The organism is Pseudacidovorax intermedius (assembly GCF_001476815.1).
In the GTDB taxonomy this organism is placed as follows: Bacteria; Pseudomonadota; Gammaproteobacteria; order Burkholderiales; family Burkholderiaceae_C; genus Xenophilus; species Xenophilus intermedius_A.
Genome location: NZ_LDSL01000044.1, coordinates 1 through 22,843, shown reverse-complemented (window position 1 = coordinate 22,843; position 22,843 = coordinate 1). Strand labels below are relative to the sequence as shown.

Annotated in this window: 20 protein-coding genes and 1 pseudogene; 3 read left to right on the top strand and 18 right to left on the bottom strand. The window is 71.8% G+C overall.

Translation table 11 applies throughout. From position 1 onward, the window contains the following. Window positions 1-585: pseudogene (locus NS331_RS06725) on the top strand (tRNA 2-selenouridine(34) synthase MnmH); the annotation flags it as partial. Between the two features lie 200 nt (window positions 586-785). On the opposite strand, the gene NS331_RS06720 reads toward NS331_RS06725, so the two are convergent. From NS331_RS06720 to coxB, 13 genes are all read right to left on the bottom strand, one after another. Next, window positions 786-1,733: a TauD/TfdA dioxygenase family protein gene (locus NS331_RS06720; protein ID WP_058641235.1), complete on the bottom strand. Its 948-nt coding sequence runs from the start codon at window positions 1,731-1,733 to the stop codon at window positions 786-788. A 44-nt stretch (window positions 1,734-1,777) separates the two neighbouring features. Then, a complete protein-coding gene (locus NS331_RS06715) occupies window positions 1,778-2,737 on the bottom strand; it encodes a tripartite tricarboxylate transporter substrate binding protein (protein WP_058641234.1) in 960 nt (319 codons plus the stop codon). Between the two features lie 192 nt (window positions 2,738-2,929). Then, a complete protein-coding gene (gene fdhD / locus NS331_RS06710) occupies window positions 2,930-3,787 on the bottom strand; it encodes a formate dehydrogenase accessory sulfurtransferase FdhD (protein WP_082702307.1) in 858 nt (285 codons plus the stop codon). Window positions 3,788-3,948: 161 nt separating this feature from the next. Further along, window positions 3,949-5,343 carry an MFS transporter gene (locus NS331_RS06705; RefSeq protein ID WP_058641233.1) on the bottom strand — a complete coding sequence of 465 codons (1,395 nt, stop codon included), beginning with the start codon at window positions 5,341-5,343 and terminating at the stop codon, window positions 3,949-3,951. 61 nt (window positions 5,344-5,404) lie between these two features. Continuing rightward, window positions 5,405-7,324, bottom strand: coding sequence for a bifunctional sugar phosphate isomerase/epimerase/4-hydroxyphenylpyruvate dioxygenase family protein (locus NS331_RS06700; protein WP_058641232.1), 1,920 nt, complete (start codon window positions 7,322-7,324; stop codon window positions 5,405-5,407). A 167-nt stretch (window positions 7,325-7,491) separates the two neighbouring features. Further along, on the bottom strand, window positions 7,492-7,845 hold the full coding sequence (locus tag NS331_RS06695; RefSeq protein ID WP_242873675.1) for a hypothetical protein: 354 nt from the start codon (window positions 7,843-7,845) through the stop codon (window positions 7,492-7,494). After that, a complete protein-coding gene (locus NS331_RS06690) occupies window positions 7,832-10,180 on the bottom strand; it encodes an FdhF/YdeP family oxidoreductase (protein WP_058641231.1) in 2,349 nt (782 codons plus the stop codon). Before NS331_RS06690 ends, NS331_RS06695 begins: the two co-directional genes overlap by 14 nt. Window positions 10,181-10,368: 188 nt before the next feature. After that, window positions 10,369-11,319 carry a LysR family transcriptional regulator gene (locus NS331_RS06685; RefSeq protein ID WP_058641230.1) on the bottom strand — a complete coding sequence of 317 codons (951 nt, stop codon included), beginning with the start codon at window positions 11,317-11,319 and terminating at the stop codon, window positions 10,369-10,371. A gap of 125 nt (window positions 11,320-11,444) precedes the next feature. Next, window positions 11,445-12,536, bottom strand: coding sequence for an iron-sulfur cluster carrier protein ApbC (gene apbC / locus NS331_RS06680; protein WP_058641229.1), 1,092 nt, complete (start codon window positions 12,534-12,536; stop codon window positions 11,445-11,447). A 72-nt stretch (window positions 12,537-12,608) separates the two neighbouring features. After that, the gene (locus NS331_RS06675) at window positions 12,609-13,448 is read right to left on the bottom strand and encodes a cytochrome c oxidase assembly protein (protein ID WP_058641228.1); all 840 of its coding nucleotides are present in this window, start codon (window positions 13,446-13,448) and stop codon (window positions 12,609-12,611) included. 62 nt (window positions 13,449-13,510) lie between these two features. Continuing rightward, window positions 13,511-13,990 carry a hypothetical protein gene (locus NS331_RS06670; protein ID WP_153012763.1) on the bottom strand — a complete coding sequence of 160 codons (480 nt, stop codon included), beginning with the start codon at window positions 13,988-13,990 and terminating at the stop codon, window positions 13,511-13,513. Continuing rightward, a complete protein-coding gene (gene ctaD / locus NS331_RS06665) occupies window positions 13,987-16,539 on the bottom strand; it encodes a cytochrome c oxidase subunit I (RefSeq protein ID WP_058641226.1) in 2,553 nt (850 codons plus the stop codon). The genes NS331_RS06670 and ctaD overlap by 4 nt, the downstream gene beginning before the upstream one ends. Beyond that, window positions 16,536-17,309, bottom strand: a complete 774-nt coding sequence (gene coxB, locus NS331_RS06660; RefSeq protein ID WP_206597325.1) for a cytochrome c oxidase subunit II — start codon at window positions 17,307-17,309, stop codon at window positions 16,536-16,538. The genes ctaD and coxB overlap by 4 nt, the downstream gene beginning before the upstream one ends. A 9-nt stretch (window positions 17,310-17,318) precedes the next feature. Between coxB and NS331_RS06655 the strand changes: the two genes are divergently transcribed. Next, a complete protein-coding gene (locus NS331_RS06655) occupies window positions 17,319-17,807 on the top strand; it encodes a DUF2231 domain-containing protein (RefSeq protein ID WP_058641225.1) in 489 nt (162 codons plus the stop codon). A gap of 62 nt (window positions 17,808-17,869) precedes the next feature. On the opposite strand, the gene NS331_RS06650 is transcribed toward NS331_RS06655, so the two are convergent. The 5 genes from NS331_RS06650 to NS331_RS06630 all read right to left on the bottom strand — a co-directional run bounded on the left by NS331_RS06650 (window position 17,870) and on the right by NS331_RS06630 (window position 21,063). After that, the gene (locus tag NS331_RS06650; protein ID WP_058641224.1) at window positions 17,870-18,304 is read right to left on the bottom strand and encodes a CopD family protein; all 435 of its coding nucleotides are present in this window, start codon (window positions 18,302-18,304) and stop codon (window positions 17,870-17,872) included. 117 nt (window positions 18,305-18,421) lie between these two features. Beyond that, window positions 18,422-18,673, bottom strand: a complete 252-nt coding sequence (locus NS331_RS06645; RefSeq protein ID WP_058641223.1) for a hypothetical protein — start codon at window positions 18,671-18,673, stop codon at window positions 18,422-18,424. Window positions 18,674-18,899: 226 nt separating this feature from the next. After that, window positions 18,900-19,295, bottom strand: a complete 396-nt coding sequence (locus NS331_RS06640; protein WP_058641222.1) for a nuclear transport factor 2 family protein — start codon at window positions 19,293-19,295, stop codon at window positions 18,900-18,902. Window positions 19,296-19,408: 113 nt separating this feature from the next. Continuing rightward, the gene (locus NS331_RS06635; RefSeq protein WP_058641221.1) at window positions 19,409-20,089 is read right to left on the bottom strand and encodes a YceH family protein; all 681 of its coding nucleotides are present in this window, start codon (window positions 20,087-20,089) and stop codon (window positions 19,409-19,411) included. Then, window positions 20,086-21,063 (bottom strand): isocitrate/isopropylmalate dehydrogenase family protein, encoded by a 978-nt coding sequence (locus NS331_RS06630; RefSeq protein WP_058641236.1) that lies wholly within the window; start codon window positions 21,061-21,063, stop codon window positions 20,086-20,088. The genes NS331_RS06635 and NS331_RS06630 overlap by 4 nt, the downstream gene beginning before the upstream one ends. Before the next feature lie 193 nt (window positions 21,064-21,256). Here NS331_RS06630 and metG point away from each other — a divergent pair. Then, window positions 21,257-22,843: methionine--tRNA ligase (metG, locus tag NS331_RS06625; RefSeq protein ID WP_058641220.1), on the top strand; the 1,587-nt coding region annotated here is incomplete at its 3' end.

The window sequence follows — 22,843 nt, the reverse complement described above, 5'->3', positions numbered from 1 at the left end:
GTGCTGCAGGCCCTGGCCGAGCGCGGCGCGCAGGTGCTGGACTTGGAGGCCGCCGCCTGCCACAAGGGCTCGCTGCTGGGCGCCTGGCCGGGCGTGCCGCAGCCGTCGCAGAAGCACTTCGAGACCCGCATCGCCGCCGCGCTCGAAGCCTGCGACCCGTCGCGCCCGCTCTACGTGGAAGGCGAGAGCCCGCGCATCGGCCGCATCGCGCTGCCGCAGTCGCTGGTGGAGCGCATGCGCGCGGCCGACTGCATCGAGATCCGCGCCACGCCGGAGGCGCGCCTGGCCTACCTGCTCACCGACTATGCCTACCTGGGCGACGACCGCGAGGCCCTGGCCGAGCGGCTGGCCGGCCTCAAGGAGATGCAGGGCAAGGAGACGGTGCAGCGCTGGCAGCAGTGGGCGCGCGAAGGGGCGCTGCCGCTGCTCTTCGGCGAGCTGATGGCCCTGCACTACGACCCGCATTACGAACGCTCGCAGGCGCGGCATTTCCATGCCTGGGCCGCGCGACGGTCGGTGGAGGTGACCGCGTTGGCGCCGCAGGACATCGATGCCGCCGCCGACGCGGTGCTCGACGAGCGCTGAGGCAAAGCCTGCCAGCGCCAAGCATGAGCGGCGCCCGCATCGCCTGAAACCGACACCGTGATCCTGATCGAAGGGCCGCGGAGCAGGCCATGCCAGGGCACCCGAGGAACTGGCTTTGCCAGGCCTCTGGGTGCGCCCCCCTCCAAGCCGAAGGCGCTAGAGAGGGGGGAGCCGCGAAGCGGCATGGGGGGGGTTTGCCGTCAGTACGCTGCGCCGTGGGCTGCGAGCAGTGGATCGCCCGACACCGCCGTCGACGGCTGCCCATCCACGCCCACCGGCACCTCGCCCACCAGCGTGATGCGGTAGAGCTGCCGATCGAAATCCAGGTCGAAGATGTCGAAGGGCGCCACATGGGCGGTGGCGCGGTTGTCCCAGAAGGCGATGGAGCCGGGCTCCCATTTGAAGCGCACGGTGAATTCGGGCCGCACGATGTGTTCCCACAGCAGTTCCAGCAGCACGCGGCTCTCGCGCGACGTGAGGCCGACCACGCTCTTGAGGAAGCCGGGGCTGACGAACAGGGCCCGCTCACCGGTCTCGGGGTGCACGCGCACCAGCGGATGCTCGCTCACCAGCGTCTTGCTCTGCACCAGCGCCAGGTACTCGGGCGAGGCATTGGCGCCGGCGGGCGGGCTGAAGCGATGCAGCCCGCGCAGTCCGTCGACGAAGCGCTGCATCGGCGCCGACAGCGCCCGGTAGGCCGCCACCAGGTTGGTCCACTGCGTGTCGCCGCCATAGGGCGGGATCGTCACGCCGCGCAGGATCGACGCGGCGGGCGGGTTGTGGGCGGCCGTCACGTCGGTGTGCCAGCCCGTCCAGGGGCGCAGTTCAGGCTGGCCCTCGTGGCTGTTGGCGCGCCGGTACTTGGCGATGGAGTACAGCTCGGGGTAGCCATCCACATGGCCGAAGACGGGGTGGCCGACGGTCGGGTCGCCGAACTGCCGCGCCAGCGCGATGTGCTGCTCGTGGCTGAGCGGCTGGTCACGGAAGAACACCACCTTCCACTGGTGCAGCGCGGCGCGGATGGCGGCCACGTCCTGCGGTGGCAGCGGGGCACGCAGATCGACGCCATCGATCTGCGCGCCGGTGTGGGCGGACAGCGGCTGCACGCGCACGGCGCTGTCGGGATGAAGAGGAGGGCGATCGCTCATGGGTGCTCCGGCGTTGTGTGGGAGGGACGGACGAAGGCGGCCGGTCAGGCCTGCACGAGCCGCAGTTCTGTGAGCAGGGCACGCACCTCGCGGTATTCCGTCGCCAGCTGGACGGCCGTCTCCTTGGGGCCCTGGAAGTTGTCCTGCCACTGGTTCAGCGCCAGGAACTCCGTCCAGTCGGGGGTTCGGGTGACCTCGCGCAGCGCGCGCGTCCAGTAAGCCTGCTGCGCCGCACTGATGCCCTTGGGCGCCATCACGCCCTGCACCGACTGTCCGACGGCGGCGATGCCCTGTTCCTGCCAGGTCGGCACACCGGCGAACACGCCGCCCAGCCGCTGTGGCGAGGCCACGGCCAGCAGGCGGATCGCGCCGGCCTTGAGCTGGCCGACCACGTTGGGCGTGGTGGCCGAGATCACGTCCAGATGCCCGCCCAGTAGCGCGGTGAGCGACTCTGCGGAGGACTTGTAAGGAACGACGCGAAGCCGGGTCACGTCCACCTGCCCCGCCTTGAGTGGCCGGGCGATGCCCAGGTGGATGTGGTTGCCCAGGGTGGTGGCGATGCCGATGCTCAGCACGGCCGGATCCTGGCGCAGGCGCGCGATCAGGTCGCCACCAGTGCGCAGCGGCGAGTCGGCGCGCACGGCCACCACCACGTATTCGGTCAGCAGCGTGGCCAGCGGCGTGAACTCGGTGTAGGGCACCGGCAGTGCGCCCTGCGCCTCGCTGTAGACCAGCGAGCTGCTGAGCGTGGCCAGCACGTTGGGGTTGCGCTCGGCCTGCTGCAGCGCCTGCAGAACGACGATGCCATGCGCGCTGGAGCGGTTGGAGACGACGACGGGCGGGCTCAGGTTCTGCTGCTCCAGCAGCCGCGAGAGCTTGCGGGCCGCCGCATCCAGCGCCGCCCCCGGCCCCGAGGGCACCAGGAACTCGACGCGGGGTCCGGGAGCCCAGGACTCGGCGGCTGCGGCCAGTCCGGCAGCGCTGCCGACGGCCAGGCCCCCCATGCCGACAAGAAAGCTTCGACGGTTCGGAAAAGGCGGCTGCATCGTGGATCGGTCCGTGGCGTGCGGCCCCGAGACATCCACGCGGCCAGACCGACGAATCTAGGCAGCGCGCCTGCGGCGCACAAAGAAGCTTTGCGCGTCAGCTACTGCGAAAAACGAGCAAGCCGGCAAAAGGGCCTTGCACCCGGCACCTCAGGGCGTGTAGAGCACGCCCCGCGGCGCGCGGCACAGCCCCCACAGCTTGACGCCGCTGGCCTTCGCCATCTGCACGCCCATGGCCGTCGGCGCCGAGATGGTGGCCATGGCATGGATGCCCACGCGCGCGCATTTGCGCACCAGCTCGTGGCTGCCGCGGCTGGACAGCAGCACGAAGCCCGGCGTGCCCAGCCGGCCTTCGCGCGCCAGGCGGCCCACCAGCTTGTCGAGCGCGTTGTGGCGGCCCACGTCCTCCAGCACGTCGGTCACCGTGCCGTCGAGCGCGGCCCACGCCGCCGCATGGATCGCGCCGGCCTCGGCATTCAGGTGCTGGCGCGGCGGCATCTGCGCGAAGCCGCGCAGCACGGTGGGCAGGTTCACCCGAGGCAGCCAGTCGGGCGCGGGCAGCGGCGCGGGCGTGAGGTCGAGCGCGGCGAAGCTCTCCACGCCGCACACGCCGCAGCCGGTGCGGCCCGCCAGGCTGCGGCGGCGGCCCTTGAGGCGCTCGAAGGCGCGGGTCGAAATCTCCAGCCGCACCTCGATGCCGGGCATGCCCTCGGGCAGGCCGGCAGTGGCCGCATCGACGGCCTCGGCCTCGATGCCGCGGCAGTCCCCGGCCGCGTCGAGGATGCCTTCGCTCAGCGCGAAGCCCAGGGCGAAGTCCTCGATGTCCTGCGGCGTGGCCATCATCACGGCATGCGAGATGCCGTTGAAGACCAGCGCCACCGGCACCTCGGCCGCCAGCACGTCCTCGCGCGCCAGGCCCTCGGGCGGCAGCCCGGCCTCGCCCTGCACGTGCACGGGCAGGCGCACCAGCGAAGGCAGGAGCGGGGCGGTGACGGCGTGGGTGGTCATGGCGTGCGAAGTCGATGGCGGTCGGCACGTGCACCAGGCCGCGCCCAAAGAAAAAGGCCGTGGCGCTGCAAGCACCACGGCCTCGGGATTGTGCCCAGCCCCTGCCGGCGACGCGCCGGCCGGCGCCGCCCGCCGCACGCCGTGCGGGGGCTTGGCGCGAATCAGGCGCGCGCTGCCTGGGCCAGCGCCTCGTCGCGCAGGCGCAGGTATTCGCCCTCCGGCACGGGTGCCGCCTCGGGCTTGCCCAGGTCGTTCATCGCCAGGCGGTAGGTCTCGCGGGCGGTGTAGCAGGCGATGGCCGAGATGATGGTGATGCCGAAGGCCAGCGCGCCCACGGTCAGCCAGATGTTGGTGGAGCCGGGAGGCGCCACTGCCGCGAAGATGGCCGGCAGCATGGCGGTGATGGCCGTGCCCACGTTCTGCGAGATGGCCATGGCCGACACGCGGGTGCGGGTGGGGAACAGCTCCGGGTAGAAGCTCGGGAACACGGCGTTGTAGCCCTGGTAGACGATGCCCCACATCAGCAGCGACATGCAGATGGCCAGCGCCACGCTGCCGATGCTGATGGCGTACAGGTAGCCGAAGGCCAGCAGGCCCGAGGCCAGCGCGCCCACGATCATGGGCGGGCGGCGGCCGATCTTGTCGGACAGGTTGCCCACCAGCGGGATCACCAGCACGGCCAGGATGTTGCCCAGAACGGGGATCCACAGGTACACGTCCTTGTGGAAGCCGATGCCGTAGGCCGGCTGCACCGCGTAGGCGGCGCCGAAGATGGTGGCGACCACCGGGATCACGTTCATCAGCGACATCAGCACCACGCGCAGCATGTCGGGCGCGTGGTTCTTGAAGGCCTCGGCCACGGGCGAGCGCGGCTTGGCGGCGCCTTCCTGGGTGAAGGCGGGTGTCTCGTCCACTTCGCGGCGGATGATCCAGCCGACGATGATGACCACGAAGCTCAGGATGAAAGGCACGCGCCAGCCCCAGCTGTTGAACTGGTCGGTGGGCATGTAGTGCGCCAGCGGCAGGAAGACGGCAGCGGCCAGGATCTGGCCGGCCTGCACGCCCTGCAGCGTGAAGCTGGCGAAGAAGCCGCGGCGGCCGAAGGGCGCATGCTCCAGGATCATGGAGCTGGCCCCCGAGATCTCACCGGCGACGGCGAAGCCCTGCACCAGGCGGCACAGCACCAGCAGCGCGGGCGCCCACAGGCCGATCTGGTCGTAGGTGGGCAGCAGGCCCACGGCGATGGTCGAGAAGCCCATCAGGAACATGCACAGCACCAGCACCTGCTTGCGCCCGCGGGTGTCGCCCATGTGGCCGAGCACGAAGGCGCCGATGGGGCGCGCCACGTAGCCCACGCCGTAGGTGGCGAGCGACGCGATGATGGCGATGGCCGGGTCGCCCTTGGGGAAGAAGATCTGGGGAAAGATCAGCGAGGCGGCCGTGGCGTAGATGAAGAAGTCGTAGTACTCCAGCGCCGAGCCGATCCAGCCGCTGGCGGCGGCCTTCTTGGACTGGTGCCGGCCGTGGGGCTCATGCACTTGGGAAGAGGTGGACATGGTGCGAGGTCTCCGCTTTGGTGTGTGACGTGTGGTTGTGGAACGGGAAGAACAAGGCCGCTCAGGTCTGCGCCTGCGCCTGGGCCGCCATGCGCGCCGCGCTGTTGGCGGCGCCGTAGCCGTCGTAGAAATCGATGCGTTGCACGACTTCGTAGAACAGGCCCTCGTCGGCCGCGGCGCGGGTGTAGATGTGCAGGAAGTCGCCGTCGGCCGAGCGGTCGAACAGCACGCCGGCCTCGCGCATGCGCGCCAGCAGCGCCGGCTCGATGTCGAAGCGCGTGGGCAGGTCGTCGTAGTAGTTGGGCGAGATCGGCAGGAAGGCCACGCCCTGCGCACGCAGGCGCGCCACCGAGTCGAAGATGTCGTCGCTGGCGAAGGCGATGTGGTGCACGCCGCCGTCGCCGCGCCGGCCCACGGTGCGCGCAGTGAGCGTGCGGCTGCTGAGCGAGGCATTCAGCACCAGGCGCAGGCTGCGGGCGACGTCGGCGGCGGCGCGGCTGCGCACCAGGCCGAAGGGGTCGGCCAGTTCCTGGCTCTCGGCCAGCGACAGGCCCAGCACGGCGCGGGTGAACAGCGTCCAGGTGTCGTACTGCTCCAGGCTCAGGCCCAGGGCGATGTGGTCCACCCGGCGCAGGCCGGCGTCGGGCGCCGTGTCGTCGTCCTCGTCCGGGACGAAGTCGGCGGCGAACAGGCCGTCCGGGCCCAGGCGCTCGTCCACGAAATGCATCAGGTTGCCGCCCGGCGAGACGATGGCCGGCACCTCGACCTCGCCCGGCCCGAGCGGGCTGCGGTGGCGCTGCGAGCGCAGGGCGACGGCGCGGTCCTGCGCGGCCTGCGGCTGCGGCGTGCGCAGGCCCAGGGCGCAGACCGAGGGGCCGTGCAGCTCGAAGCGGCTGCGGGCGAAGGATGCGGGCTCGGCGTTGACGATGACCGCGATGTCGCCCTGCCGGTAGAGCGACGCCGCCTTGGAGCGGTGCCGGCCGGCACGCCGGAAGCCCAGCTGGCGCAGTTGCATGCCCAGGCCCGGCGCGGTGGCCTCGTCGGCCGCGAATTCGATGAAGGCGACGCCCGCGAACTCCGGCGCGGCGGGCGGCTCGGCCAGTTCGCGCACCTGCAGCACGTCGGCGGCGCGGGCGTCGGGCCGGGCGGCCGCGGCGCGCGTGGCCAGGCGCTGGCGCACCTGGCTTTCGAGGTACAGCAGCGAGCGCATGGCGTCCACCGCCGTGCGGCGGTTGGGCGTCTCGCGGAACATGTCGTTGAAGATCTCCAGCGACAGCGGGCCGCTGTAGCCGGCCAGCAGCACCTGCTCGTAGAAGCCCACGACGTCGAAGTCGCCCTGGCCCGGGAACACGCGGTGGTGGCGCGCCCACTGCAGCACGTCCATGGACAGCAGCGGCGCGTCGGCCATCTGCAGGAAGAAGATCTTGTCGCCCGGGATGTCGGCGATGGCGGCCGGGTCGTCGCGCAGCGAAAGCGTGTGGAAGCTGTCGAGGATCAGGCCCAGGGCCGGATGGTCGGCGCGGCGCACGATGTCCCAGGCCTGGCCGTAGCGGGCGGTGTGGCGGCCCCAGGCCAGCGCCTCGAAGCCCACGCGCAGGCCGCGGCGGGCAGCGCGCTCGGCCAGGGCATGCAGCTGCTCGGCGGCCAGCTCGGGCTCGTCCACCGACAGCGGCGAGGTGTTGGAGCAGCACAGCATCAGCGGCGCGCCCATGGCCTGCATGAGGTCGAACTTGCGCTCGGCGCGGTCCAGGCTGCGGGCGAACAGGCCGGGCGGCATGGCCTCGAAATCGCGGAAGGGCTGGAACAGGTCGATCGTCAGGCCCAGGTCGGCGGCCATGCGGCCCAGGGCGCCGGCCATGCCGGGAAAGTGGGTGAAGTCGGGCTCGAACAGCTCCACCCCGTCGAAGCCGGCGGCAGCCACGGCCTCGAGCTTCTGGCGCAGCGTGCCGCTCAGGGAAACGGTGGCGATGGATCGGCGCATGGCGGGGGCAGGTTGTGGCGGGAGGGGGATTGGACACCAGGCGGCCCGCTCGGCAGGAACCGCGATGGCCGCGACTGTAGGAAATCCCTCACCGGCCCCACAACGCTGCACACGCCCAGATGAACGATCAGCGAACCGGCGCGTTCGATGATCGAACGCTCCCCGGGCTAACCCTGAGCGCGGGTCGGAGCGGGTCGCGGGTCTGCCTGAGGTCCGTCCACGGCCGTTTCGCCGTGGGCATGCGGTGGCGCGACCGCCTCGACGAAGGCCCGTCCCGCCTCCGTCAGCTGGGCCACCCAGCGGCCGTCGGCCTGCGACAGCACGACCCATCCGGGGCCCGCCTCGCCGCCCACCGCGGCATCGCCCATGAGCGCCAGCCAGCGCAGCAGCACGCTGGCGCCCTGCCCCAGTTGCTTGCCCAGCCGCGGCAGCGAAACGCACTGGCCGGCCGGCTGCGCCGCCAGCGCCTGCAGCAGCGCCCAGGCGGTGGGATGCAGGTCGGCGGGTTCAGGCCAAGGCATTGGCGGGCGGCGGCTGCGTCACCGTGGCGGTTGCGCCGGCGTTGCGCGTGTTCCCGTGCGGCGTCAGCACCACCGGCACCGCCTTGGACGTCGGCGTGCCGGCAACCAGCGCGGTGGCCGACAGCGGCACCAGCGGATTGGTCTCCGGGTAGTAGGCCGCCAGGTGGCCGCGCGGGATGTCGTAGGCGACCAGGCGGAAGTCGTCGGCGCGGCGCGCCTCGCCGTCGTCCCACACCGTCGTCATATCCACCCGGTCGCCGTCCACGAGGCCCAGCGCGCGGATGTCCTCGGGATGGATGAACACCACCCGCCGCTGGCCGTAGACGCCGCGGTAGCGGTCGTCCATGCCGTAGATGGTGGTGTTGTACTGGTCGTGCGAGCGCGTGGTCATGAGGTGGAACACCGTCTGCGCGCCGCCGGCGCGGCGGCGTGCGCGGTGCACCGGCGTGTCGCGCGGCACCGCATGCGGCACGAAGGCGGCCTTGCCTCCGGGCGTGGCCCACACCCGCTCGCTGGCCGTGTTGCGCAGGCGAAAGCCGCCGGGCACCGCCACGCGGGCATTGAAGTCGTGGAAGTCGTCGAACACGCGGGCGATCAGCTCGCGGATGCGCGCATAGTCCTCCACCAGCCACAGCCAGGGTGTGCGGCTGCGCGCGCCCAGCGTGGCGGCCGCCAGCCGGGCCACGATGGCCGGCTCGGACAGCAGTTCGGCCGAAGCCGGCGGGTTGATGCCGGCGGACAGGTGGACCATGCTCATCGAGTCCTCCACCGTCACGCCCTGCGGGCCGGCGGCCTGCAGGTCGATCTCGGTGCGGCCCAGGCAGGGCAGGATCAGCGCCTCGCGGCCGTGCACCACGTGGCTGCGGTTGAGCTTGGTGGCCACGTGCACCGTCAGGTCGCACTGCCGCAGCGCGCGCCAGGTGGCGAAGGTGTCGGGCGTGGCGGCGGCGAAGTTGCCGCCCAGCGCGAAGAAGACGCGGCCCCGGCCCTCGAGCATCAGGCGGATGGCCTCCACCGTGTCCACGCCCGGCCGGCGCGGCGGCGCGAAGCCGAAGACCTGCTCCAGGCGGTCGAGCAGCGCGGCGGGCGGCTTCTCCCAGATGCCCATGGTGCGGTCGCCCTGCACGTTGCTGTGGCCGCGCACCGGGCAGGCCCCGGCGCCGGGCCGCCCGATGTTGCCGCGCAGCAGCAGCAGGTTGGTCAGCATCTGGATGGTGGCCACCGAATGCGGATGCTGGGTGATGCCCATGCCCCAGCAGACGATGGCGCTCCGCGCGCCCAGGTAGACGTCGCCGGCGCTGCGCAGCTGGGCCTGCATGAGGCCCGATTCCTCTTCCAGCACGGCCCAGTCCTCGGCGCGCAGGTCGGCGGCGAGCGCCTCGAAGCCGGTCGTGTGCTCGGCGATGAAGCCATGGTCGAGCACGCCGCCGCGGGCGGCCTCCACCTCCAGCAGGTGCTTCATCATGCCCTTGGCCGCCGCCAGGTCGCCGCCGGCGCGCAGCTGGAAATAGTGCGTGCTGATGGGCGTGGCGCCCAGCGTCGCCATCTCGCGCTTGTCCTGCGGATCGGCGAAGCGCTCCAGGCCGCGCTCGCGCAGCGGGTTGAAGCTCACGATGCGCGCGCCGCGCTTGTGGGCGGCGCGCAGCTCGCCCAGCATGCGCGGATGGTTGGTGCCCGGGTTCTGGCCGAAGATGAAGATGGCGTCGGCCTGCGTGAAGTCGTCCAGCGTCACGGTGCCCTTGCCCACGCCGATCTGCGGCTTCATGGCCGCGCCGCTGGGCTCGTGGCACATGTTGGAGCAGTCCGGGAAATTGTTGGTGCCGTACTCGCGCACGAACAGCTGGTACAGGAAGGCCGCCTCGTTGCTGGCCCGGCCCGAGGTGTAGAAGATGGCCTGGTCGGGGTCGGGCAGCGCGTTCAGGTGCCGGGCGATGCGCGCGAAGGCCTCGTCCCAGTCGATGGGCAGGTAGCGGTCGGTGGCCGCGTCATAGGCCATGGGGTGCGTCAGGCGACCCTGGTCCTCCAGCCAGAAGTCGCTCTGCTGCGCCAGCTCCGCCACCGTGTGGCGGGCGAAGAACTCGGGCCCGGCCCGCCGCGCCGTGGCTTCGGCGGCCACGGCCTTGGCGCCGTTCTCGCAGAACTCGAAGGTGGACTGGTGGTTGCGGTCGGGCCAGGCGCAGCCCGGGCAGTCGAAGCCGTCGGGCTGGTTGGCCGACAGCAGCGTGCGGGCGCCCTTGACCGCGATGTCCTGCCGCAGCAGGGCCTGCGTCACGCTGCGCAGCGCACCCCAGCCGCCGGCCGGGCCCTTGTAGAACGCGATCTTCTGTTCGGACATCCGGCCAGTGTGGGCAGGCGCTGCGGGCCGGTCAAATTGCTTCTGGACATGGGGCGATTCGGCGGGCGAATCGTGCGGGCCGCCTCACTGGCCGACGTTGAACAGCCACAGGAAGAAGCGGCCGACGATCACCAGCAGTTCCCAGAGCGCACGCAGCGCATCCCACAGTCCCATGGCGTGCGTCGCGTTCAGCGCGGGTCGGGCGCGGCGCCCGGCTGGCCGCCATGCGCCTGCACCTCCGCCAGCCAGTCGGCCGACTGCAGCAGCGCGATGGCCGCCTGCAGCGCCAGCGATGGGCGCACCGCCGCGGGCGCCATGAAGCCGATGGGCGTGCGCACCTCGGGCGCCACCAGCGGCCGGGCCTGCAGGCCGGCCTGGCCACGCACGGTGTCGGCCATGGCGCCAGGCAGCACGGCGCAGACGTCGCCGGCCTGCACCGCCACCACCAGCGTCAGCACCGAGTTGGTCTCGATGGCCGGCACCACCGGCGACGCGCCTGCGGCGGCGAAGGCGGCATCGACGATGGCGCGGTTGTGCATCTCGGGCGTGAGCAGGCACAGCGGCAGCCGCGCGGCCTCGGCCCAGCCGATGGGTTCGGCCTGCGTGGGCGATTCGGCGGGCGCCGGGCCCAGCAGCACGTAGTGCTCGGCCATCTGCGGCCAGGTCTGCAGCGCCTTCGTGGCCGGCCCCTGGCGCCCGGTGTAGCCCAGGGCCAAGTCGATGGCGAGGTGGTCCAGCCCCGTCTCCAGTTCCAGCGAGCTCATCGACAGCACGGTGGGCACGATGCCCGGATGCCGCGCCCGCAGCCGCGCGGCGAAGCGGCTGAGCAGCGGCATGGCCGTGGGCACCGCCGCCATGCGCAGGCGGCCGCGCGGCTGGCCGGCCTCGCTGCGCAGCTGCTGCTGCAGCCGCTCCTGCTCGTGCAGCATGCGGTGGGCGCTGGCCAGCACCTGCTCGCCTTCGGGCGTCAGGCCCGCATAGGCCCGCCCGCGCCGCACGATGGCCACGCCGAACTCCGCCTCCAGCGCGCGCAGGGCGTTCGACAGCGCCGGCTGCGTGATGTGGCAGGCCGCCGCCGCCCGGCCGAAATGCCGGTGCTCGGCCAGGGCGGCGAGGTAGCGCAGGGAGCTGAGGTTCATGCGGCGCGCTGGGGAGCGGATTGGACGGTGACGATCATCGCCCCGCGGCTTCCCTGCAAATTGATCGGACGGTGATCAATTTGCAAGGATGAGGAACAGCGGTGTCAGCCGCCCTGCCGGCGTTCTCAGGTGTTCTTGCTCACCGAGATGGTCGGGAACTTGGACGAGAAGTCCTTGGCCTTGGCCGCGATGCTCACCGCCACCTGGCGCGCGACGGCCTTGTACAGGCCGGCGATCTCGCCCTCGGGCTCGGCCGCCACGGTGGGCTTGCCGCCGTCGGCCTGCTCGCGGATGGCCATGGCCAGCGGCAGCGCGCCCAGGTAGGCCATGTTGCGCTCGGCCGCCATCTTCTTGCCGCCCTCGTGGCCGAAGATGTGCTCGACGTGGCCGCAGTTCGTGCACACGTGCACCGCCATGTTCTCCACGATGCCGAGGATGGGCACGCCCACCTTCTCGAACATGGTGATGCCCTTGCGGGCGTCGAGCAGGGCGATGTCCTGCGGCGTGGTGACGATCACCGCGCCGGTGATGGGCACGCGCTGGCTCAGGCTGAGCTGGATGTCGCCGGTGCCGGGCGGCATGTCGACCACCAGGTAGTCCACGTCCTTCCAGTTGGTCTGGCGCAGCAGCTGGTCCAGCGCCTGGGTGGCCATGGGGCCGCGCCAGATCATGGCCTGGTCGGGGTCGACCAGGAAGCCGATGGACATCAGCTGCACGCCGTGGCCTTCCAGCGGGTCCATGGTCTTGTCGTCGGGGCTGGTGGGCCGGCCGCTCACGCCCATCATCATGGGCTGGCTGGGGCCGTAGATGTCGGCGTCGAGCAGGCCGACGCGCGCGCCCTCGGCCGCCAGCGCCAGGGCCAGGTTGGCCGCGGTGGTGCTCTTGCCCACGCCGCCCTTGCCCGAGGCCACGGCCACGATGTTCTTCACGCCGGGCAGCAGCTGCACGCCGCGCTGCACGGCATGCGCCGTGATCTCGGTCAGCACGTTGACCGACACGTTCTCCACGCCAGGCAGGCTGCGCGCTGCGGCCACCAGCGACTTGCGCAGCGCCGGATGCTGGCTGCGCGCCGGGTAGCCCAGCACCAGGTCGAAGGCGACGTCGCCGCCGTCGATCTGCAGATTGCGCACGGCCTTGGCCGCCACGAAGGACTGGCCGGTGTTCGGGTCCTGGACGCTCTTCAGGGCGTCGAGCAGGCCCTCGGGGGTCACGGTCATTGGATATGGCTCCTCAATTGGGCGGCGAGTCTACGGGCCCCGGGCCGGCCGCTGCCGCGGAAGGGGCAAGCGTCAGCCGGTGCGGGCCGCGGGCTCGCGCGTGCCGCGGGCCGCCGGACCCGCGCCGCGCCGGCTGCGCCGGCCCTGCGCCGACCCGTGGTGCAGCGCCAGCCCCAGCGCCAGGGCCATGTAGCTGAGGCCGCCGGGCACCCACATCACCAGCCCGGCGAGCTGCTGGTCGGTGAGCGGGTCCAGGCCCCAGGCCCGGGCGCCGGGCGCCTGCAGGGCATAGAGCGGCTGGCCGGCGAAGGTGAGGAGCGCGCCGAGCAGGCCGGTGTGGGCCAGCGTGGCCAGCACGGCGAGCAGGGCCGCGCCGCGGCGCTCCGCCGGCGCATGGACCGCCTGGTGGAAGAAGGCGAAGGACGCCGCTGCGAGCGCCGCCGTGGCCGCCCAGTGCACGAGGCTGCTGGTCAGCGTGGCGGCATAGACGGCCGGCAGGTGCCACAGCCACAGCAGCCCGCCGTGCAGGGCCGCCGCCAGCGGCAGCGCGGCGGGATGGGTGCGGCGCGGCGGCGCCCAGCCGAGCGCCAGCAGCGCGCAGCCGGCCACCAGCACCATCAGCTGGACCATGTGCGCGGACGCCAGCGTCGCAGCCAGGCGGCACAGCGGCGAGACCAGCGCGAGGGCGAGCAGCGTCAGCCCCGCCAGGCGCCAGCGACGGGCAGCACCGCCGGGCAGTGCCGGAAAGGCGGGTGACGCGAAGCGCGCCACGGCGCCCTGCCCGCCGGCCAGAACGGCCAGCGCCAGCAGCGGCAGCAGCACGGCCGGCGCCAAGCTCCAGGCGGCCCACCAGTTCTGCGGCAGGGCGGGCATCGCATCCAGGGTGCACAGGCGCAGCAGGTCGATGGGCATGGTGGAACTCCGGAAGAAAGGGCTTGGGAGGCGTGGGACCGGATCGCAGAAGGTCGGCGCCGTCAAAGACAGGGCGGCAGCCACAGCAGCGGCAGTGCGACGAACAGCGTGGACACGGCGGCCACCGCGTGCAGCACCGCCGACAACGCGGCGATGAAGCGCCGCCGTTCGCGGCGCTGGGCGAAGGCACTGTCCGGCACCCCGCCCGGCGGGTCGTCGCCCTCGGCCTGGCCCACGGCATCATCCGGCCGCGCCGGGCGCCGGGGGCCGGCCGGGTCCAGCCCGCGCAGCGCGTGCGCATGGCGCAGGCAGCGCACGGCCGCGAGCGCCAGCAGCACGATGGTGAGCGCCGTGACGCCCATCAGCGCGGCGCTGGCCGTTCCCGAGCCCGCCGCGCCAGCGAACCAGCGCTTGGAACAGGCCACCGATACCCCGCTGTACACCCCCACGAACCAGACGGACCACAGCGTGAAGCCGAGCGCCAGTTGCCAGGGACTGTCCGGCGACAGCCATTGCAGCAGGGTCCGAGAGCGGCCCGTCATGCCCATCCCCGCGGCACCAGCGCAAGCGCCAGCCAGGCCACCGCGCAGGCTCCCGCCGTGTAGTGGCCGAAAGCCGCCACCACGCCGGGCTCGTAGGGCCGGTGCGCGCCCACCAGCCCTGCACGCACCCGCGCCGTCTGCATCAGCGCCAGCATCCCGGCCAGCAGCGTGTGGACGCCCAGGTACAGCAGCGTGACGGCGACGATGGCATCGTGCGCCTGCGCGCTCGGCCGCAACGCCAGGCCGAAACCCAGCAGCGCCAGCCCGCCCGCGGCCGACAACGCCAGCAGCCCGGCGACGGTGAAGCGAGCGACCAGCCCATGCGCCCGGCCGGCGCGCAGCCGGCCCACGGCCTGCGCCATCAACCCGCTCGCGGCCGCCGCCAGCACCGTGACGGCCAGCAGCGGCCACCAGCCGACCGCCGGCCGCGCCGGCGCCTGCCAGCCCGGTGCCACCGTCCACAGGTAGAACCAGCCGAAGAGCAGCGAACTGAACAGCGCCCCATCGGCCAGCAGCGTGAACTTCATGCCCCACAGTCCCGGCCCGTCCGCGCCGTGCGTGTGTGGGCGCAGCCGCACGCCATGCACCGCCGTCTCGGCCTCCTGCTCCTCGTGCGGCGCGCCATAGCCGGGATGGTCGCCGTTGACCCAGGACCAGCGCAGCAGCACCAGTGCCGCCCCCGCCGCCGCGATGGCCGCCAGCCAGTACAGCTTGAGCAGCAGCATCACGCACAGCAACGCGATCAGCAGCGCGGCATGGAAGGGCAGCCAGCTGTTGCCCGGCAGCACGATCAGCTCGGTAGGCCGGGCGGCGACGGGGCTGCTGCCCAGCGTCTCGCGCGCGGCCACGCCGCGGGCCAGCGCATGGCGGCCGGCGGCGATCTCGGCCGGCAGACCGGGACGGGTCCACAGCGGATGGCGGGTGTGCACCGCCGGCTGGCTGGCGAAGTTGTAGGCCTCCGCAGGCATGGCCGTCGCCCATTCCAGCGTGTCGGCCTTCCAGGGGTTGACTTCGGCCCGCCGGCCCAGGCGCCAGTGCAGCGCCAGGTCCAGCAGCACCGTGACCACGCCGAAGGCCATGACGAAGCCGAACACCGAGGAGATGAGGTTGGGCCATTCCCAGCCCAGCCCCGGCTCGTAGGTGTACACGCGCCGCGGCATGCCGAGCAGCCCCGTCCAGTGCATCACCAGGAAGGTGCCGTTGAAGCCGATCACCGTGAGCCAGAAGCCCGCGCGCGACAGGCGCTTCGAGGGCATGCGCCCGCTCATGTGCGGCAGCCAGTAGTACAGGCCGGCCAGCAGCGGGAACAGCATGCCGCCCACCAGCACGTAGTGGAAGTGCGCCACCACGAAATGCGTGTCGTGCACCTGCCAGTTGAAGGGCACCAGCGCCAGCATCACGCCGGTGAGGCCGCCGGCCACGAAGACCACCAGGAAGGCGGCGATCCACAGCATCGGCACCTCCCAGCGCGGCCGGCCGGTCCACAGCGTGGCCAGCCACGCGAAGATCTGCACCGCCGTCGGAATGCCCACCAGCATGCTGGCCGCCGAGAAGAAGGCCTGCGCCAGCGCCGGAATGCCCAGCGTGAACATGTGGTGCACCCACAGCCCGAAGCTGAGGAAGCCGATGCCGATGAGCGACGCCACCACCCAGCGGTAGCCCACCAGCGGCCGGCCGGCGAACACCGGCACCATGGTCGAGATGAGCCCCGTGGCCGGCAGGAAGATGATGTAGACCTCCGGATGGCCGAAGAGCCAGAACAGGTGCGCCCACAGCAGCGGATCGCCACCGCGCGTGGGGTCGAAGAAGGCCCAGCCGGCGGCCCTCTCCAGCTCCAGCAGCAGCGAGCCGAGGATCAGCGGCGGAAAGCCGATCACGATCATCAGCGAGGTGACCAGCATGGCCCAGGCGAAGACCGGCATGCGCTGCAGCGCCATGCCGGCCGCGCGCGTGCGCAGCACCGACACCGCCAGCTCGATGGCCGCCGCCATGGTGGAGATCTCCACGAAGGTGATGCCGATGAGCCAGAAGTCCGAATTGATGCCCGGCGAGTACACGTTGCTCGACAGCGGCGTGTACATGAACCAGCCGGCATCCGGCGCCAGCTCGAAGGCCAGGCTGCTGGTGAAGATGACGCCGCCGAATACGTAGCACCAGTAACCGAAGGCCGACAGCCGCGGGAACACCAGGTCGCGCGCGCCGATCATCTTGGGCAGCAGGTAGGCCGCGATGCCCTGCAGCATGGGCACGGCGAACAGGAACATCATCAGCGTGCCGTGCATGGTGAAGGCCTGGTTGTAGGCCTCCACGCCCATGAAGTCGTGCCGCGGCAGCGCCAGCTGCGCGCGGATCAGCATGGCCAGCACGCCCGCGATCAGGAAGAAGGCGCCGCCCGTGAGCATGAAGCGCTGCGCGATGGTGCTGTGGTTGACGGCCGCCGCCGCGCGCCAGCCGGGCGGGTTGCGCCAGGTCTGGTGCAGGGCGCGGTGCAGGGCGTCGTCGGCCTGCCGGTTGGTGGCCTCGCTGGTGGGCTGTTCGCGCTCGGTCATCGGCCGGCCTCCTGCGCGAAGGCGGCGGCCACGGCGGGTGGCCGTGGCGTCCGGGCGGCAGCGGGCGACGCGTTCAGCCAGGCATCGAAGTCCTCGGCCGGCATCGCCTGCACCACCATCGGCATGTGGGCATGGCCGGCGCCGCAGAACTCGGCGCACACGCCGCGGTAGGTGCCGGGCCGGTCCGCCTGCAGCCGCACGACCAGCGTGCGGCCCGGCACGGCGTCGAGCTTGCCGCCCAGGCGCGGCACCCAGAAGCCGTGGATCACGTCGGCGCTGCGGGTGTGCACGTCCACCGCGCGGCCGGCGGGCAGGCGCAGCTCGTTGCGCAGGCGCTGGCCGGTGTCGGGGTAATGCACCTCCCACCACCACTGGTGGCCGGTGACCTCCACCCGCAGCGGCGCGGCGGCCGCGCCCGGCCAGGGCAGCTGGTGGAAGCCGGCCGGCGAGCCGAAGACCAGCAGCGCCGTGATGGCCACGCCCGGCAGCAGCAGCCCGCCGCCGATGAGGCAGCGGCGCGCGATGCGGCGCTGGCGCGCGCCGTCGCCGGGAAAGCGGTGCGCGTCGGCGCCGGCATCCTCGCCTTGGCCGCCGCGTCGGCCCCGCATGGCCAGTGCGCCCAGCACCACCATGAGCACCAGCACCGCCACCGCCACACCGAACATCCACCACCACACCTGCGCGATGGCGCCGGCCGAGGGCCCGGCTGGGTCGAGCACCGACAGCGGCCCCCGGCATCCGCCGAGCATCGGCAGCAGGGCGAGCCCCACAATGGCGGCATGAGCGCCGCCCCTCCGAGCCCGCAGACCGCCCTGCCCGAGCCCATCCGCAGCCGCGCCGCGATCGCCGGCCATCCGCTGCATCCCATGCTGATCCACTTCCCGGTGGCCGCGCTGATCGGGCTGGTGGGCACCGACGCCGCCTGGTGGTGGACGCAGGACCCCTTCTGGGCCCGGGCCGGCCTGTGGCTGGCGGGCGTCGGCGCGGCGGGCGGCTGGACCGCCAGCGTGGCCGGGCTGATCGACCTGCTGACGGTCAAACGCATCCGCCGGCTGGTCACGGCCTGGGGCCATGCCATCGTGGCCGTGATGATGCTGTCGCTCGCCAGCCTGAACTGGGCGCTGCGCTGGCGGGCGGAAGACCCCGCCCAATGGCTGTGGCCCTGGGGCGCGGGCATCACCCTGTTCACCGCCGGCTTCATCGCGCTGGCGGCCTACCTCGGCGGGCGGCTGGTGTACGAAAAGGGTGTGGCGGTCGACCTGACCTGAACAGGCCGCCCCAGCATCGGCGGGCGCTGGCCGGGCAGGCGCCGCCATCGGGCACACGCCGCTCATGGCAATGCCCCGTCCAGCCCGGGCTTGCGCAGCACCAGCCACGCGATCGCCAGCAGCAGCGGCAGCAGCAGCGCGCCGACGAGCAGCGCCGCGTGCCGGGCGGATTGCCCGCGTTCCACCCGCAGGATCAGCAGGCCGAAACTGGCATGCGCCAGCGCCAGCAGGCCGACCAGCACCAGCTTGGCCAGCAGCCAGAGCCCCAGCGTGCCCTGCACCATGAAGATGAGCGTGCCGGAGGCGATGGCGACCAGGGCGGCCGGCGTGGCCACCCAGATGAACAGGGCGCGCAGGATCTCGTCCTGCGGCTCGCCCAGCGCGGCCGGACGCCGACGTGCGTCGCCGGACGCCGCCGCGGTCGCGAGCGGCAGGTAGAGCAGCGAGCCGCACCAGAGGATGACGGCGCCGATGTGCAGGATCTTCAGCCAGGGCATGGGACCTTCGCGACGGCGTTCACGCACGAAGAGCGCGTGGCCTGCCCGGCATGCAACGCCGGAAAGGCGTGCGCAGATTGCGACAGGGATCTGTCGGGCGCATTCGGTGCAGCGGGCTCAACGGACGTCCACCGGGGCGTCGCGGCCCTTGGCGGCGGGATGCGGCGCGCCCACAGCATCGCCCTGCCCGCCCACCTTTTCGCCATCGTGGCTGCCGGGCGCGTGGGGCCGCGGCAGGTCCGCGTCCTGGGCCTGCGCGGGCAGGCGGCGCCGGGCGCCGGGCTTCAGGCGGCCTTCTTCCTCCAGCTTGCGCGCCTGTTCCCGGCTGCCGGTGGTGGCCGCGGACGTGCGCGGCGTGTTCGTGGACATCGCCAGACCTCGTGCTCGAAACGGGCCGGCGCCGCCCATGGCGCCGGCGGGTTCGGGTCAGGTCGCGTGTCCTGTTGTTGTGTGTTGCGGCGACGGCACCCCGGGCTTCCCTTGTCGGCATCGTAGGCAGCGGGGCGCCTGGAGGCTGTCGGACAAAGGGGCCATTCGGCTCCAGGCGGCAGGTCGGCGGCGGGGCAGGCCCGGGGGTCGCCCCGCCGTCTGCCCATCAGCCCTGGCGGGCCGCCAGCATCTCGCCCATGCGCTGGTGGATCAGGTTCACCGCCTTGAGCGGCCGCAGCATCACCTTGAACTGGGTGATGCGGCCCTCGGCGTTCCAGCTGACGATGTCCACGCCGTTGACCTCGATGCCGTCCAGCGTGACGGCGAATTCCAGCACCGCATGGTCGGACGCGACCGTCTCGCGCACGTAGCGGAAGGTGTCGTTGAAGAACACCCGGAAGGCCGCCGTGAGGTAGGCGCTGACGATGGGCCGGCCCACCTGCGGCGTGTGCACCACGGGCGAGTGGAAGACGGCGTCCTCGGCCAGCAGGGCCCAGAGGCCGGCGCTGTCGTGGGTCTGCACCAGGCGGTGCCATTCGGCCAAGGCGGGGGGATGGGTCATGGGTGTCTCCGGGTCGTTCTTTTGCAAGGGAGCGGCACGGTAGCGCAGGGCCGGTGGCGGCGGGCGTCCACTGGGTGACAGCGCAATGCGGTAGAGGCTGCCCCGGCGCCGCTTCAGGCGACCTCGATGCCCAGGTCCGCGCAGACCTTGGCCAGCGTGGCCTTGAGCGCGGCGACTTCGGCTTCGAGCCGGTCGACGCGCACCCGCAGGGTCGCCGTCTCGCCGGCATCGCCGCCGGCCACGGGGGCGGCACCGCCCGCGGGCACCGCCATCAGCTCGGCCGCCACCGGCCCGGACAGCAGATGGGCCCAGCGGCTCTCGCGCGCCCCGGGCAGGCGCGGCAGCTTCACCACCAGCGCCCCGGCCGGCCGCTCGGCCATCTCGTCCAGGAAGCCTTCCACCGACGAGATGTCCGCGAAGTTGTGCATGCGGTCGCTGGCGATGCGCAGCTCGCCCGCCGTCTGCGGGCCGCGCAGCATCAGCACCGCCAGCAGGATCACCGACTGCGAGGGCAGCCGCAGCACGCGGTCGGTGTTGTGGCCGTAGCGCATGGCCCGGCCGCCGCTGCTCTCGTCGACCAGGCTGCGGCGGCGCAGGCTTTCCAGCGCCTCCTGTACCTCGGCCTCGGCCAGCTCCATCACAGGGTGCCGGCTGGTCTTCTGGTTGCAGCCGGCGAGCAGGCTGTTGAGCGTGAGCGGATAGCTGTCGGGCACGGTGCGCTGCTTCTCGATCAGCACGCCGAGCACCCGCGCCTCGGAGGGCGACAGGATGGGCAGGTTCTGCTCGGTCGTCATGCACCCCCCTTGATCCGCGCGACCAGCGCCTTGGTGAAGGCGATGGTGTTGGCACCGCCGCCCAGGTCGCCGGTGCGGACGTTGTCGACGTTGAGCGTCTGGTCGATGGCGGTGCGCAGACGGTCGGCCAGGTCGGTGCGCTTCACGTGGTCCAGCATCTGGGCCGCGGCCAGCATCAGCGCGATGGGGTTGGCGATGCCCTTGCCCGCGATGTCCGGCGCCGAGCCGTGCACTGCCTCGAAGATGGCCGCATCGGCGCCGATGTTGGCACCCGGCGCCATGCCCAGGCCGCCCACCAGCCCCGCCACCAGGTCGGACAGGATGTCGCCGAACAGGTTGGTGGTGACGATCATGTCGAACTGCCAGGGGTTGAGCACCAGCTTCATGGCGCAGGCGTCCACGATCATGGTCTCGAACTGGAACTTCCCCTGGTACTCGGCGGCGTAGAGCTGTTCGGCCGTCTCCAGGAAGATGCCGGTCAGCGCCTTCATGATGTTGGCCTTGTGCACCACCGTCACCTTTTTGCGGCCCTGGGCCACGGCGGCGTCGAAGGCATAGCGCAGGATGTGCTTGCAGCCCTGGCGGGTGTTGATGCCGGTGGCCATGGCCACGGCATGCGGGTCGTCCTCGATGCGGATGTAGTGCTCGTGGCCGATGTACAGGCCCTCGAGGTTCTCGCGCACCACCAGCAGGTCGATGTCGTCGAAGCGCCCGCCCGGGATGATGGTGCGCGCCGGCCGCACGTTGGCATAGAGCTGGAAGGCCTCGCGCAGCCGCACGTTGGAGCTGCGGTAGCCACCGCCCGAGGGCGTCTCCAGCGGGCCCTTGAGCGCCAGGCGGGTGCGTCGGATGCTCTCGAGCGTCGCCTCGGGCAAAGGGTCGCCCGCGGTCCGGACGCCGCCCAGGCCGGCGATCTGCGGGTCCCATTCGAAGGGCGAGCCGAGGGCATCGAGCGCGGCCAGCGTGGCTTCCATGATCTCGGGGCCGATGCCGTCGCCGGAGATCAGGGTGGCGGGAATGCGGGGGGTGGTCACGGGGCGTCCTCCGGGTTGTCTGCGGGCAAAGTCCCGAGGATACGGCGAGGCCGGGCCCAAACCTAAAATGCCCGACCCTGCCGGAGCGCGGCGCCCTGCCGCGCCCGCCGGCCCATCCGCGAGACCGACATCCATGCCCGCAGCGCGCAAGCTCTTCGTCACCACCGCCCTTCCCTACGCCAACGGCAAGTTCCACATCGGCCACATCATGGAATACATCCAGGCCGACATCTGGGTGCGCTTCCAGCGGATGAACGGTGCCGAGGTCAACTTCGTCTGCGCGGACGACGCCCACGGCGCCGCCATCACCATCGCGGCCGACAAGGCGGGCATCACGCCCCAGGCCTTCGTGGCCGAGATCGCCGCCGGCCGCAAGCCCTACCTCGACGGCTTTCACATCGCCTTCGACAACTGGCATTCCACCGACGCGCCGGAGAACCACGAACTCGCCCAGCAGATCTACCGCGACCTCAAGGCGGCCGGCCTGATCGAAACGCGCCCGGTCGAACAGTTCTACGACCCCGAGAAGGGCATGTTCCTGGCCGACCGCTTCATCAAGGGCGAATGCCCGAAGTGCCATGCCAAGGACCAGTACGGCGACAACTGCGAGGTCTGCGGCGCCGTCTACGCGCCCACCGAGCTGATCAATCCCTATTCGGCGCTGTCGGGCGCCAAGCCGGAGCTGCGCAGCTCCGACCATTTCTTCTTCAAGCTGTCCGACCCGCGCTGCGAGGCCTTCCTGAAGGAATGGACCGCGGCCCCCGGCCACGTGCAGCCCGAGGTGCAGAACAAGATCCGCGAATGGCTGGTCAAGAAGGAAGACGGCACCGGCGGCCTGGGCGACTGGGACATCAGCCGCGACGCGCCCTATTTCGGCATCGAGATTCCCGATGCGCCGGGCAAGTACTTCTACGTGTGGCTGGACGCGCCGGTCGGCTATCTGGCCTCGCTCAAGAACTGGCTGGGCAAGAAGGGCGAGGACTACGACGCCTACATGGCCCAGCCCGACCTGGAGCAGGTGCACTTCATCGGCAAGGACATCATCACCTTCCACACCCTGTTCTGGCCGGCGATGCTGCATTTCAGCGGCCGCAAGGCGCCGGACGGCGTCTTCGTGCACGGCCACCTGACCGTCAACAACGAGAAGATGAGCAAGAGCCGCGGCACCGGCATCGACCCGCTCAAGTACCTGAGCCTAGGCCTGAACCCCGAATGGCTGCGCTACTACATCGCCGCCAAGCTCAACGGCCGCAACGAGGACATCGACTTCAACCCCGAGGATTTCGTCGCCCGCGTCAACAGCGACCTGGTGGGCAAGTTCATCAACATCGCCAGCCGCTCGGCCGGCTTCATCGCCAAGCGCTTCGGCGGCCGGCTCGGCACCGTTTCCGCCGACGGCGAGGACCTGCTGGTCATCCTGCGCGCCGGCGCCGAGGACCTGCGCCAGCTCTACGACGGCCGCGACTACGCCCGCGCCCTGCGCGAGGTGATGGCCCTGGCCGACCAGGTCAACGCCTACGTGGACGCCAACAAGCCCTGGGAACTGGCCAAGCAGGCCGGGCAGGAAGTGCGCCTGCACGACGTCTGCACCACCTGCATCGAGGCCTTCCGCCTGCTGACGCTCTACCTCAAGCCGGTGCTGCCCGCCCTGGCGGCGCAGGTGGAAGCCTTCCTGAAGGTCGGCCCGCTGCAGTGGGCCGATGCCGCCGCCGCGCTGGGC